The organism is Roseiterribacter gracilis (assembly GCA_018332375.1).
Classification (GTDB): domain Bacteria; phylum Pseudomonadota; class Alphaproteobacteria; order BOG-932; family Roseiterribacteraceae; genus Roseiterribacter; species Roseiterribacter gracilis.
Window position 1 is genome coordinate 2,338,371 of sequence record BOPV01000001.1, and the last position, 12,784, is coordinate 2,351,154.

The following is a 12,784-nucleotide window of genomic DNA, read 5'->3' on the forward strand; positions in this document are numbered from 1 at the left end:
GGGGCGCGACTGTAGCCAGCCGCGCCCCATTCTCATCTGCGGCGAAAGCACGCCGCATGTCTGTCTACGAGCGACTAAAGGACGCCGATCATCGTCCCCACCAGCGGGTGGCGCACGATGTCTTGCTCTTCCAGTCGCACGACGGCGATACCGGGCAATGGCGCCAGGCGATGTGCCACCTGATCCAGGCCCGACATACCGTCGAGCAGATCCGATTGGCCCGGGTCGCCGGTCACGACCATGGTCGAATGCCAGCCCAACCGCGTCAGCAGCATTTTCATCTGCGCGTAGGTGCAGTTCTGCGCTTCGTCGATCACGATGAACGCGTTGTTCAACGTGCGTCCGCGCATGAAACCAACGGGCGCGATTTCGATTTCGCCTTCTTGCATCAAATGACGCATGCGTTTGGTGCCGAGCCGGTCGGTCAAACAGTCGTAGAGCGGGCGCAAATACGGCGCCATTTTCTCCATCATGTCGCCGGGCAGAAAACCCAGATTTTCGCCGGCCTCAATCGCCGGGCGCGACAACACGATGCGTTCAATCTTGCCCGCTTCCAGCGCGTCGACCGCGGCGGAAATTGCGAGATAGGTTTTGCCCGTACCGGCCGGGCCGATTGCCAATGTCAGACTATGTTCGGCGATGGCTTTGAGCAGCTGTTCCTGATTGCGCGAGCGCGGTTTGATTTTTCGAACGTAGCTTTGATCCCGGCGCTCATCTTCCAGGGGGTCCCACCCCGCGTCTCGTTTGGCGCCATCTTTTCTGGCGGCCTCACCTTTTGAGAATAGGGGATGCACCTTGGTCGCGGCCTCGGAATGGTGGAGGCGCGCGCTACGCTTTGCCATCAGGGAGCTCCTCGAAGGGGGCGGTGGTGGTGAAAACAAAAAACCCTGTCGCAGGCGACAGGGTCAGACATGACGAACAGCAATGAAATCGGCCCAAGCAGGGCATGTGACGACGCACACGGCCGTAGACGACCAAAACGTGCTGGCGGTCGAAGGGGCGGCAATGGCGGCGCTCACCTCTCGCTAGATTCGGGGACCGAATCAGTCCCCCACATCGTACGGCACTCAAGACTCCTTGTCAGCCGTGGCGTGGAAGCTCTTGATCTCACAACGAGGTTTCTATGGTCGATCGGCAACAACCGAAGCCGCCCGCGGCGGCTTCGCGGATCACGGACGAAGAGAGCGGCATCGACGGATCCGAGGATCTGCGCCGGTCGCTCTTTGCGCTCGATGCGATGCGCCAGCGCGGCCTGATCGACGAGGCCACTTGGTCGGAACGGCGGCGCGCCTTGCTTGCGGCCGCAGCGGAGGCGCCCGCGACCAATCACGGTACTGGCGGTGGGAATAGAGACGGCGGCTAATACGTCTTCGCGACGCAAGGGGCCACAAAACGCCCCATCAGGGCATGAATTTTCGATGCGGCGGATAGGTTGATCGCTTTTTTTCCCGGACGTGGCGGGCGTGAAACGGACGACAAGCGGAAGGCGGATTCAGATGGGTCCACGACCGAATTCTCGGACCGGCTTCTCGCGCACCTGCCGCGCTTGCGGCGCTATGCGATCGCACTGACACGCAACATCACGTTGGCGGATGACCTAGTGCAGGATTGTATCGAACGCGCTTGTCGCAAACAGGATCTGTTGCAGGATCCCGAACGGCTGATGGGCTGGCTGCGCACAACGCTGATCAATTTGTATCGCGACAATCTGCGGCGCGAACGCCGTCGTGGCGTGCCCATCGAACTCGACGCGGTCCTCGATCTCGCCGGCAACGATCCGATTCCGTCGGATTGGCTTGCGATGAAAGAACTCGCCGGCGCGCTGGATCTTTTGTCGCCCGACCATCGCGAAATTCTTCTACTGGCTGCGCTCGAAGATCTTTCGTATCGCGAGATCGCCGACACGCTGCGCCTGCCGATCGGTACCGTCATGTCGCGCCTGTCGCGCGCCCGCGCCCAGCTGCGCGATGCGCTCGAACGCGGCGACGTAACGCCCTCCTCCATTCGCAGCGTCGGAGGTTCACCGTGAAGCACCACGCCGCCGTGACCGACATCGACCTCAACGCCTATCTCGATTGCGAGCTCGATGAAGCGCGCCGCGCCGAGATCGAAGCGCTGATCGAATCCACGCCCGAACTGGCCGAACGCGTCGCGCTGTACCGCGCCGACACAGCGCGCATCGCGCGGCTGCACGCACCGCTGCAGGATCTGCCGATTCCACCGCGCCTGCTCGAAGCGGTACGTCGTGGCACCGCCCCGCGCCCGGCGCGCCGGCTGGCGCCGGTTTGGGCCGGCCTGTCTGCTGCCGCCGTTCTGTTGCTTGCGGTGTGGATCGCGCCTTCGCTGCGCACCGCGCCCGAACCGCTGGTCGCCGAAGCCTTGGCCGTGCGCAGCGGGAAGACCAATCCCGTGCGCGAGATTTCCGCGGCGCAATTGGCGTCGATCGACGCGCGCGACGCGGTTCTACAGACCGCCTTGAGCTTGCCAGTCCGCGTGCCGGATCTCGAACGCGCCGGTTTCGAACTGGCGCGGATGCAGCTGTTCGACGAAAGCACCGAACGCAAAGCGGTGCAGCTCACCTATCGCGACCAGAAAGCACGGTCCTTCACCGTCTATCTGCGCGGTCCGGCCGGCGGCGACCGGTTCGATCTGCAGCAGCATGCAAATCTGCAAGTCTGCATCTGGCAGAACGACTCGCTTGGCGTCGTGATGTTGGGCGGCGACATGACCGCACGCGAGATGCTGCGCGTCGCGACTTTGACCTACGGCGACTTGGAATTCTGACGCGCTAGTCTGGCGTTTCGCGTGCCAGTCCTTCGGGCGAGAACACCAGATCGCCTTGCGGTGCTTCGTGCTTGTACTGCACCGGCTCGTCGTTGAAAGCGAAGGCAAAGACATAGCCGCCGCCAACCAGGTCGTACGTGATGTGCGAGCCGAGAACGACAGCCGGTAAATCGGGAACGAGATACATCGTGCCGTGGCTGAACTTCCACAAACGCCCGTCTGCGTCCCACGCATCGGCGTAGACCGCGAACCAAGTATCTTCGTCGAGATAGAAGCGACGCTTCGGCACGATGTGGCGCTTGCCCGCCGCCAAGGTCGCTTCAACGACCCAAACGCGGTGCAACTCATACCGCAGCGCGCCGTTGCGCAAATGGCCGGGCCCGACCACGTCGGCAACCGGTTTGCGATGAAAGCCGTTGTTGTTGTACGGCACGATCATCTCGCGCTTGCCGAGCAAGCGGAATTCGTAGCGATCGGGGCTGCCGCTATAGACGTAATAGTCGTCGAAACTTTCAATGCCGGCGCCGTCGGGCGTTGGCGTGTCGTACGACAAAAGCGGCGAGCGGCGCACACGACGTTCGCGCGGCAGATACTGCCAGGCCTGAATTGGTTGCCGCGCCAGATCGACCGGTTGCCACAATAGATACCCGCGACCAGCCAAAGATGGCGGCCCGTCACTCATCTCGCGCCGTTTGAACGAATAGCCGGCGAAATTGCCGAGGCTTGCGCTTGGATCGTAGTAGGGAAATTCGACGCGCTCGTGATAGGCGTTGGTGCGCTCCAACCTGCCATCGGCGGCGATAAAATAATTGCTGACATGACCGGCGCGTGCCACGCCCCAGAAGGCGAGCAGATGGTTCCAGATCGCCTCAAACCCGTCGCGCGGGATCGGAAACGGAACGCCACCGATCGCGCCGTCGACGCCGGCTGCAATTCCTTGTGCACCTGCATGCGCGCGGGCGGCATTGACGCGGATATTGTCGTAGATGCGCGTCGGCAAAGCGGCGGTGCGATGCGTCGAATAGACGTCGATCCGGTAGGCGGGATCGCGCGCGAACAACGCTTTTTGCCCTTCGGGCAGGCGGTCGGCAAACCGGTCGAGATTGGCGGCGGTGATCGAATAGAGCGGCTTTTCGCCGGCAAAGGGATCGATCCGCGGCGCGCCGATCACATAGCCAGGCGGCACCGTCGTATAGCCGCCGGTCCAGGCGGGAATGGTCCCGTCGCGATTGCCCGCACGCTCGGCCCCGACCGGCGTCAGGCTACGGCCGAGTTCCGCTATTTGTTCGGGCGGCGCCGATGCAACGCTTGCCCCTGTCCAAACGAACAGAGCGGCAGCACAGCAGACAAGGCGGAGTGTTCGGGTCATGCGCGGGCTCGGCTGAGAATGCCATTCGCACGCTTGGGCAACCAGCGCTTCTGCGCCGCACTGGCGCTGATCGTTGGCTTTGCCGCGCCCGCGACAAGCGCGACCTTGGAAACCGGCAGCGACGTCACAGTGCGCTGGGATACGACGGTCCTGCTGTCGACGTTGCTCCAGCCCGGGAAAGCCGCGCTCAATCTGCGCAATTACTGCGGCGGCACCGCTGCCACGGCGCGCGAACATGATTGCACCTACGGCGAAGGGTTGCGTCGCGGACGGATCGACCTGACGACGTCGCTCGATCTCAGCGCAGGCTCGTTCGGCGCGCATGTCGGTGTGTCGAGTTGGTACGACGCAGTCGATCGCCAGTACGAAAGCAACGGACTCGACCCGTCGGCGCATGGCGGTCAGGCGATCGAGTTTGCCGAAACCTATCTGCGCGGCGAGTTCGACCTTGCCGGCGATCGTGTATCGACGCGCGTCGGCCGGCAGTTGCTGGTCTGGGGCGAGACGTTGTTCGCAACCAGCAACGGCATCGCCGCGGCGCAGGCGCCGGTCGATCTCTACCGGCCGCAAACCCATGGCGCTTATGGCGGTGCGGATTCGTTTTTGCCGGTCAACCAGATCTCGGTGAATTGGCAGCGCGCCGACGGCTGGTCGGTCGAAGCCTATGCGCAACTGGAATGGCGGCGCAGCCGCATCGATCCGCACGACGCCTATGCCGGCGCCAGCGACGTGTTGGGCGCCGAAGGAAATCGCGCTTTCGCACTCGACACCAGCGACACGACAACACCGGTCTATACGCGCCTCACCGATCACAAGCCACGCGACATCGGGCAATTCGGCGTCGCGCTGCGCGGGCAGATCGCCAATCTCGATGTCGGCTTCTACGCCATTCGCTACGACGCGAAGACGCCGACTGTGTTGATCCAACCCGGCCGCTTCGCGCCGGCATCGTACCGGCTCGACTATGTACGCGGCATCGAGCTGTACGGGCTCAGCGTCGCGGGACCGCTCGGCGAAGCGGGCGTCGGGTTTGAATTGTCGGCGCGTCGCGGCGTGCCTTTGGTCAATGGCGGCATCGCACTGCCGGCCGGCACCAACATCGCAATCGTCGCGCCGCGCAGCATCGAGCCGATCGGCGACGCGTTGCAGGCTCAATTTTCGTGGCTGCAGAAGCTGTCGCCCTCGTCGCTATTCTTCAACGGCGCGGATTGGAGCGGCGAGATCACCGCCAACCAACTTCTCAGCCGCAACAACGTGGCGCAGCTGCGCAATTTCGATCGCACCAAATTTGCGGCATCGATCCGCACGGTTCTGGCACCGCATATTTTCCAGGCGCTGCCGCATCTCGATCTCAGCCTGCCTTTCGGGGCCGGCTATAATTTCGTCGGCCTGTCTTCGATCGATCCGACGATGAATCGCGGCACGGGCGATCTGAGTGCCGGGATCCGCGCCGATTTCGAACAAGCCTGGCGCGCCGAGCTGACTTTCACGCATTACTTTGGACGCGTGAAAAACGACACGACCGGGCTTGGTATCGGCGGCGCGCCGCAGCGCCTGTCGAATTGGGATTCGATCCAGATCACGCTCCAGCGCAGCTTTTAGCCGTAGGCGCAGAGCAGCCATCGCGGACGGACAAGCAATCAAAGCTTTACAGGCGCAACACAGCGCCACCAGAACAGACGCGCCATGTCGACAGCGCGCCCGGTCTCTCGCCTTTCCCTGTTGCTGACCTTGGGTGCGCTGACTGCAGCCGCGCCGCTGTCGGTCGACATGTATCTGCCAAGCCTGCCGACCTTGACGCAGGTCTTCGGCGTCGACGCGGCGCGCGCGCAACTGACCTTGGCGTCGTTCTTCATCGGCTTTGCTGGCGGCCAGTCGATCTACGGTCCGCTGGCTGACCGGTTCGGCCGCAAACGCCCGTTGATGGCGGGGCTGCTTCTGTTTGCGCTGGCCTCGGTCGGCTGTGCCTTGGCACCAACCATCGGCGTGTTGATCGCGTTGCGCTTGGTACAAGCAATTGGTGCCTGTGCCGGCGGCGTGATTTCGCGCGCAATGGTGCGCGATCTGTTTCCGCCAGCCGAAGCAGCGAATTTGTTTTCGAGCCTGATGCTGGTGATGGGTGTAGCACCCTTGCTGGCGCCCTTGCTCGGCGGCTGGTTGCTCGATCTGTTCGGCTGGGCGTCGATCTTCTGGCTGCTGGCAATTCTCGGCGGCGCTGCATGCATCGCGACCTTTGCGCTGCTGCCGGAAACCCATCAACCGGATCCGTCGCGCCCTTTCGCGCTTGGCAGCGCGCTGCGCGTCTATGCGCGCTTGCTCAGCGATCGCTACTTTCTTGCCTATGCGCTTGCGGGCGGGCTCAGCATGGCGGGCATGTTCGCCTATATCGCGGGCGTGCCGTTCGTGTTGATCGACATCTATCACGTGCCGCCGCAGCAATTCGGGCTGTTCTTCGCTGTCAACGTGATTGCGCTGATCGGCGCGGCCCAGTTCAACCGCCTGGCGTTGAAACGCCTGTCGCAGCAGCAAGTGATCCGCCGCGCCTTGTTCGTGCAGCTGTTGGCCGGACTTACGCTGTTCGCGCTGGGCTCGACCGGCACGTTCGGCCTGTATGGAATCGTGGTGCCGTTGTTCGTCTTCGCTGGATCGATCGGATTCGTGACGCCGAATTCAACGACGATGGCGATGGCGCCGTACGGGCGCGATGCCGGCAGCGCATCAGCGCTGCTGGGTACGATTCAATTTACGCTGGCGGCAATCATGGCCAGCACGGTCGGCGCACTGGAAGATCACACGGCACGACCGATGACGATCGTCATCGCAAGCTGCTCGATTGCGGGCGTGATTTGCTTCGCGGTCCTGCGGCCGCGAAGCGCCATCGTTTAGTCGAACGCCTCATCCCAAGAACCGCGCGTTGCGGCTTTGGAGTACTCGGTCGCGCGCGCTTCGAAGAAGTTCGCGTGTTCGACGCCGTTCAGGATCTGGTCCATCCACGGCAGCGGATTTGATTCGGTGCGATAGATCGGCTGCAGGCCAAGCTGAGTCAGGCGACGATCAGCGATGTAGCGGATATAGGCTTTCACGTCCGCGGCCGTCATGCCTTCGATGCCGCCCATTTCAAAGGCGAGATCGATGAACGCGTCTTCGTGCGTCACGATGGTTTCGCAAGCGACGTAGATCTCGCGCTGCAGATCCGGCGTCCAGATCTCGGCGTTCTCGTCGATGAAGGTGCGGAACAGACGGATCATCGACGCGGCGTGCAGCGACTCGTCGCGCACCGACCACGACACGATCTGGCCCATGCCCTTCATCTTGTTGAAGCGCGGAAAGTTCATCAGCACGGCGAACGACGCGAACAGCTGCAGACCTTCGGTGAAGGCACCAAACACCGCCATCGTCTTGGCGATGTCTTCTTTGCTGTCGACGTTGAAGCCCTGCATGTAGTCGAACTTGTCCTTCATCTCCTTGTAGTGGAGGAAGGCCGAGTATTCGGTCTCGGGCATGCCGATCGTGTCGAGCAGATGGCTGTAGGCAGCGATGTGCACCGTCTCGATGTTCGAGAAGGCAGCCAGCATCATCTGCACTTCAGTCGGCTGAAACACCCGGCTGTAATGCTTCATGTAGCAGTTGTTCACCTCGACGTCGGCCTGGGTGAAAAACCGGAAAATATGGGTCAGCAGATTCCGTTCGGAATCGGTGAGCTTGGTCGCCCAATCCTTCACGTCGTCCGCCAACGGCACTTCTTCCGGCAGCCAGTGAATGCGCTGCTGCATCATCCAGGCGTCATACGCCCACGGATACCGGAACGGCTTGTAAACGTGATTCGGCGTGAGAAGTGTCGACATGGGCGCAGGACTCGAAGCGGCGGACGAAAGGGAACGATGACTCAGCCGCTCGAGTCAGTGCAACGGAAACAAATACGGTTCCTGCGGGCGTGTCGTGGGTGCTACCGCCGGCTTGCGGAACAGGTCGGGGAATTCCTCGACCAGATCATGTTCGCCATGCGCGATCAGAAACTCACGCGCTTCCGCGGCGGTCAGTTCGCGCGCGGCACCACGGCCCACAAGCGCAAACCGTTCGTCCTGCGTCAGAAGCAGTGTGGCAGTGCCGCGATAGAGCGGCGTGCAGCTTTCGATATCGATCATGACTTCACCCAGGCGGAACGTGCGGGCCATGTCAGGGACCCCTCTTGTAGGCTCGAACGCGAGAGCGGCCGTTACTGGCAGCTCAAGCACTCTTCGTATTTGGTTTCCATCGCGAGACGCGGTTCGACCTGCGCCGGCACCGTCTTTTTCGCCATGTCGATCGACGACATTTCGGCGCGTTGGATCGACTTCGAACGGCAGTAGTAGAGCGACTTCACGCCCTTCTTCCACGCCTGGAAGTGGATCTGGTGCAGATCCCTCTTGTGCACGTCGGCGGGGATGAAGACGTTCAGCGACTGCGACTGGCACACGAACGGCGTACGGTCGGCCGCCAGTTCGATCAACCAGCGCTGGTCGATTTCGAACGCGGTCTTGAACACCATCTTCTCGTGCTCGTTCAGGCAGTCGAGATGCTGCACCGAACCTTCGTTGAGCAGGATCGAGTTCCAGGTCTCGTCGGTGTTGCGGCCGCGCTCTTCGAGCAATGCTTCGAGCTGCAGGTTGCGCACGCCGAACGAGCCCGACAGCGTCTTGTGCGTGTAGGCATTGGTCGGGATCGGCTCGATGCCGGGCGAGGTACCGCCGGTGATGATCGAGATCGACGCGGTCGGCGCGATCGCCAATTTGTTCGAGAAGCGCTCCATGATGCCGTATTCGGCCGCATCCGGGCACGCGCCACGTTCGTGGGCGAGCTTCACCGACGCGGCGTCGGCTTGCAGCTTCACGTGCTGGAACATCTTGCGGTTCCACACTTTGGCCATCACCGATTCAATCGGCACCGACAGCTTCTGCAGGAACGAGTGGAAGCCCATCACGCCGAGGCCGACCGACCGTTCGCGCATCGCCGAATATTTGGCGCGCGACATCGAATCCGGTGCCTTGCGGATGAAGTCGTCCATCACATTGTCGAGGAAGCGCAGGCAATCTTCGACGAAGGTCGGGTGTTCCTGCCACTCGGTGAAATATTCGAGATTGAGCGACGACAGGCAGCACACTGCGGTGCGCTCCTTGCCGTACGGATCAAGCCCAGTCGGCAGCGTGATCTCGCTGCACAGATTCGACATCTTCACCGTCAGGCCCGCGAGCTTGTGATGCTCGGGGATGTGACGGTTCACCGTGTCGGTGAACAGCAGGTACGGCTCGCCGGTTTCGATGCGTGCCGTCAGAATGCGGATCCACAAGGACCGCGCATTGATCTTGCGAATCACCGCGCCGTCTTTGGGGCTGGTCAGCGCCCATTCTTCGTCATTCTCGACCGCGCGCATGAACGCGTCCGGAATCGCGATGCCGTGATGCAGGTTCAACGCCTTGCGATTCGGATCGCCACCGGTGGGACGGCGCAGCTCGATGAATTCTTCGATCTCGGGATGATTGACCGGCAGATACACCGCCGCCGAACCACGGCGCAGCGAACCTTGGCTGATCGCCAAGGTCAGCGAGTCCTGCACGCGAATGAACGGAATGATGCCCGAGGTCTTGCCGTTGCGGCCGACCTTCTCGCCGATCGAACGCAGATTGCCCCAATAGCTGCCGATGCCGCCGCCGCGGGCAGCCAGCCAGACATTCTCGTTCCACAGATCGACGATGCCGGTGAGCGCGTCGGTGCTCTCATTCAGGAAGCACGAAATCGGCAGGCCGCGATTCGTCCCGCCATTCGACAGGACCGGCGTCGCCGGCATGAACCACAGCTTCGAGATGTAGTCGTAGAGCCGCTGGGCGTGCTCCGAATCGTCGGCGTAATAGAGCGCCACGCGCGCAAACAGGTCCTGAAAGGACTCGTCCGGCAGCAAATAGCGGTCGAGAAGGGTCGCCTTCCCGAAGTCGGTCAGTAGCGCATCGCGCGACGGATCGGTGCGGAGTCGCGTTCCAGCTTCCGTCTGCAACACGTCGAACATGCCCGCCTCCCCCGCCGAATCGTTGCTCATCCACGAACCCGTTCAGGCGCTCGTGTGGAAAACTTCATGTAAAACACGAAGTCTTGTGTCTTGAGTGAGCGACCGTACCACATATCGTTGGTTTGTGAAGGCGAGAGTGGGTCCACCGGCGCGCTCCGTACCGCATTGAAGCCGCACAATGTTCTGTTTCCGTTCACGTTTTCAAGGGCCGTTTTCGGCGCTGCTAGGCTTGCTAAATTATGAACCGACGGCGCGTTCGGGGCATGCTCCGGCGCGTTCTCGAACGATCCTTGGCCTCTCTTTTTTCGCCGCTGCGCGCAGTGCGGCGGCAGGCCGGGTAGGGAGACATCATGCAACCGCTCCTCGTCACCGGCTTTGGCGCCTTCGGCAGCGTCGCGAACAACCCAACCGAGCAGATCGCGTGCGCGCTCGACGGCATGCATCTGGCGGACGGACGCCGAATCGTCGGCGCGGTGTTGCCGGTCTCGGCAGCGCGGGCACCGGGCGAACTGGACGCGCTGCTGGCCGCGCATGACCCGATCGCGGTCGTGCTGACCGGCGTCGACGAACGCGCCACCCACCTGAAACTCGAAACCCGGGCGGCCAACGAGCTCGCCTTTCGGATCGCCGACAATGACGGCGTGGTGCGCGACGGCGAGGCGGTGATCGAAGGCGCCGCCGCTGCGCTGGCCAGTTCGCTGCCGCTCGAGGCCATCGAATCAGCGCTGCTGCGGGCGGCGGTCGCGCATGCGCGGTCGAACGATGCCGGCCGCTATCTCTGCAACCTGGTCTTCTTTCATCTGCGCGCGACGCGGCCGGCCCTGCCCGGCGGGTTCGTCCATGTGCCGCCGCTGGAGACCTGGCCGGTCGCGCATACGCAGTCGGCGATTCGATTGGTCGCCGAAGCGACCAACGCGGCGCTGGCACCGGTCCACGTTTGATGGTCCCGCGCGATCCGCGCACGCAGCTGCGCACGCACGAAGTCACCAACCAGGCGCCGCCGCTGGTGGGCTACGACGTCGCCGACGATCCAGCACTGCTCGGCGCATTGAAAACATTCGGCGCCGGCTGGGCGATCGACGAGGTGCGTTCCTTCGGGCGCGAAATCGGCCGTGACGACGTGTTGGAACTGGCGCGGCAGGCGAACCGCTTCCCGCCCGAATTGAAACTGTTCGATCGCTACGGCCAGCGCATCGACGAAGTCGACTTCCACCCCGCCTATCACGCGCTGATGACGATCGCGATGCGGGGGCAAATCCATGCGCGTGGCTGGCGCGACGCAAAACCAGGCGCGCAAGTCGTCCGCACTGCGCTCGCCTATTTGATGAACCAGATCGAGTCGGGCGTGTGCTGTCCGATGGCGATGACCTGCGCCATCGTCCCGGCGCTGCGCAACGAGCCAGCATTGGCGAAAATCTGGGAGCCGCGTTTCACCGCGACCGACTATGACGGGCGCGCAATTCCGGCCAACGAGAAAAGCGCCTGCACCGCCGGTATGGCGATGACCGAAAAACAAGGCGGCTCGGATGTGCGTGCAAACACGACGCGCGCTGAACCGCTCGACGCGGCGCGCAACGAATTCCGCCTGACTGGCCATAAATGGTTTTGCTCGGCACCGATGTCGGACGCGTTTCTCACGCTCGCCTACACCGATGCCGGCCTCACCTGTTTCTTCGTGCCGCGCTGGACGCCGGACGGCGCACGCAATGCGATCCAGCTGCAACGGTTGAAAGACAAGCTGGGCAATAAGTCGAACGCATCGAGCGAAATCGAATATGACGGCGCCTGGGCGCAGCGTGTCGGCCCCGAAGGACGCGGCGTCGCCACCATCATCGACATGGTGCAGCAAACGCGGCTCGATTGCGTGCTTGGTTCAGCCGGGCTGATCCGCCAGGCGACCTTGCAGGCAGCGCATCACGCGCGGCATCGCAGCGCGTTTCAAAAACGGCTGATCGATCAGCCCGCAATGCGCGCGGTGCTGGCCGACCTGACGTTGGAAGCCGAAGCGGCGACATGGCTCGCGCTGCGATTGGGTGCAGCGCTGGAAGATCCGAACCAGCGCGCCTTCGCACGCGTCGCGACTGCAATCGGAAAATACTGGGTCTGCAAACGCGCACCGCACGCGGTCTACGAGGCGATGGAATGCCTCGGTGGCGCCGGCTACGTCGAAGAGACGGTGCTGCCGCGCCTCTACCGCGAAGCGCCGGTCAATTCGATCTGGGAAGGATCGGGCAACGTCATCGCGCTCGACGTTCTGCGCGCCTTCGCGCGGGAGCCAGAGTCAGTTGCGGCACTGCGTGCCGAATTGGACACAGCGCGCGGCGGCGACGCTGCGTACGACGCGGCGCTGGATGCAACCTTGGCCGCGCTTGGCAACAAAGACGACGTTGAACGGCGTGCACGGTACCTCACCGAACGGCTGGCAGTGCTGCTGCAAGCAAGTTTGCTGCTACGGCATGCGCCGCGCGCGATTGCCGACGCATTCGTCGCCTGGCGCTTGCGCGAACCGGCGGCGACGTTCGGCGCCGCCGCGCCCGCGATCGATCTCGACGCGGTACTCGGCCGCATGCCGTCGCCGTAACCGCCGCCCT

Annotated in this window: 12 protein-coding genes; 7 read left to right on the forward strand and 5 right to left on the reverse strand. The window is 63.0% G+C overall.

The window, feature by feature from the left end:
* Positions 1–74: 74 nt before the first annotated feature.
* Positions 75–842, reverse strand: a complete 768-nt coding sequence (locus TMPK1_RS11515) for a PhoH family protein (protein ID WP_420243154.1) — start codon at positions 840–842, stop codon at positions 75–77.
* Positions 843–1,123: 281 nt separating this feature from the next.
* On the opposite strand from TMPK1_RS11515, the gene TMPK1_RS11520 reads away from it, so the two are divergent.
* The 3 genes from TMPK1_RS11520 to TMPK1_RS11530 all read left to right on the forward strand — a co-directional run bounded on the left by TMPK1_RS11520 (position 1,124) and on the right by TMPK1_RS11530 (position 2,784).
* Positions 1,124–1,363: a hypothetical protein gene (locus TMPK1_RS11520; protein ID WP_420243155.1), complete on the forward strand. Its 240-nt coding sequence runs from the start codon at positions 1,124–1,126 to the stop codon at positions 1,361–1,363.
* A 69-nt stretch (positions 1,364–1,432) separates the two neighbouring features.
* Positions 1,433–2,029: an RNA polymerase sigma factor gene (locus tag TMPK1_RS11525; protein ID WP_420243156.1), complete on the forward strand. Its 597-nt coding sequence runs from the start codon at positions 1,433–1,435 to the stop codon at positions 2,027–2,029.
* Complete coding sequence (locus TMPK1_RS11530; protein WP_420243157.1) at positions 2,026–2,784, forward strand: anti-sigma factor family protein; 759 nt, start codon at positions 2,026–2,028, stop codon at positions 2,782–2,784. The genes TMPK1_RS11525 and TMPK1_RS11530 overlap by 4 nt, the downstream gene beginning before the upstream one ends.
* A gap of 4 nt (positions 2,785–2,788) precedes the next feature.
* On the opposite strand, the gene TMPK1_RS11535 is transcribed toward TMPK1_RS11530, so the two are convergent.
* Positions 2,789–4,153, reverse strand: a complete 1,365-nt coding sequence (locus TMPK1_RS11535; protein ID WP_420243158.1) for a DUF1329 domain-containing protein — start codon at positions 4,151–4,153, stop codon at positions 2,789–2,791.
* Between the two features lie 18 nt (positions 4,154–4,171).
* On the opposite strand from TMPK1_RS11535, the gene TMPK1_RS11540 reads away from it, so the two are divergent.
* Positions 4,172–5,755: a DUF1302 domain-containing protein gene (locus TMPK1_RS11540; RefSeq protein WP_420243159.1), complete on the forward strand. Its 1,584-nt coding sequence runs from the start codon at positions 4,172–4,174 to the stop codon at positions 5,753–5,755.
* Positions 5,756–5,839: 84 nt separating this feature from the next.
* Complete coding sequence (locus tag TMPK1_RS11545; protein ID WP_420243160.1) at positions 5,840–7,039, forward strand: Bcr/CflA family multidrug efflux MFS transporter; 1,200 nt, start codon at positions 5,840–5,842, stop codon at positions 7,037–7,039.
* On the opposite strand, the gene TMPK1_RS11550 is transcribed toward TMPK1_RS11545, so the two are convergent.
* Genes TMPK1_RS11550 through TMPK1_RS11560 form a run of 3 tightly spaced genes read right to left on the reverse strand, consistent with a single transcriptional unit; the run spans position 7,036 to position 10,193 of the window.
* The gene (locus tag TMPK1_RS11550) at positions 7,036–7,998 is read right to left on the reverse strand and encodes a ribonucleotide-diphosphate reductase subunit beta (RefSeq protein WP_420243161.1); all 963 of its coding nucleotides are present in this window, start codon (positions 7,996–7,998) and stop codon (positions 7,036–7,038) included. The genes TMPK1_RS11545 and TMPK1_RS11550 overlap by 4 nt on opposite strands.
* A gap of 54 nt (positions 7,999–8,052) precedes the next feature.
* Positions 8,053–8,328, reverse strand: coding sequence for a hypothetical protein (locus tag TMPK1_RS11555; RefSeq protein ID WP_420243162.1), 276 nt, complete (start codon positions 8,326–8,328; stop codon positions 8,053–8,055).
* A gap of 41 nt (positions 8,329–8,369) precedes the next feature.
* The gene (locus TMPK1_RS11560; RefSeq protein ID WP_420245654.1) at positions 8,370–10,193 is read right to left on the reverse strand and encodes a ribonucleoside-diphosphate reductase subunit alpha; all 1,824 of its coding nucleotides are present in this window, start codon (positions 10,191–10,193) and stop codon (positions 8,370–8,372) included.
* A gap of 350 nt (positions 10,194–10,543) precedes the next feature.
* Here TMPK1_RS11560 and TMPK1_RS11565 point away from each other — a divergent pair, with 350 nt between their 5' ends.
* Positions 10,544–11,134 carry a pyroglutamyl-peptidase I gene (locus TMPK1_RS11565; protein WP_420243163.1) on the forward strand — a complete coding sequence of 197 codons (591 nt, stop codon included), beginning with the start codon at positions 10,544–10,546 and terminating at the stop codon, positions 11,132–11,134.
* Positions 11,134–12,774 (forward strand): acyl-CoA dehydrogenase family protein, encoded by a 1,641-nt coding sequence (locus TMPK1_RS11570; RefSeq protein ID WP_420243164.1) that lies wholly within the window; start codon positions 11,134–11,136, stop codon positions 12,772–12,774. Before TMPK1_RS11565 ends, TMPK1_RS11570 begins: the two co-directional genes overlap by 1 nt.
* Positions 12,775–12,784 lie beyond the last annotated feature (10 nt).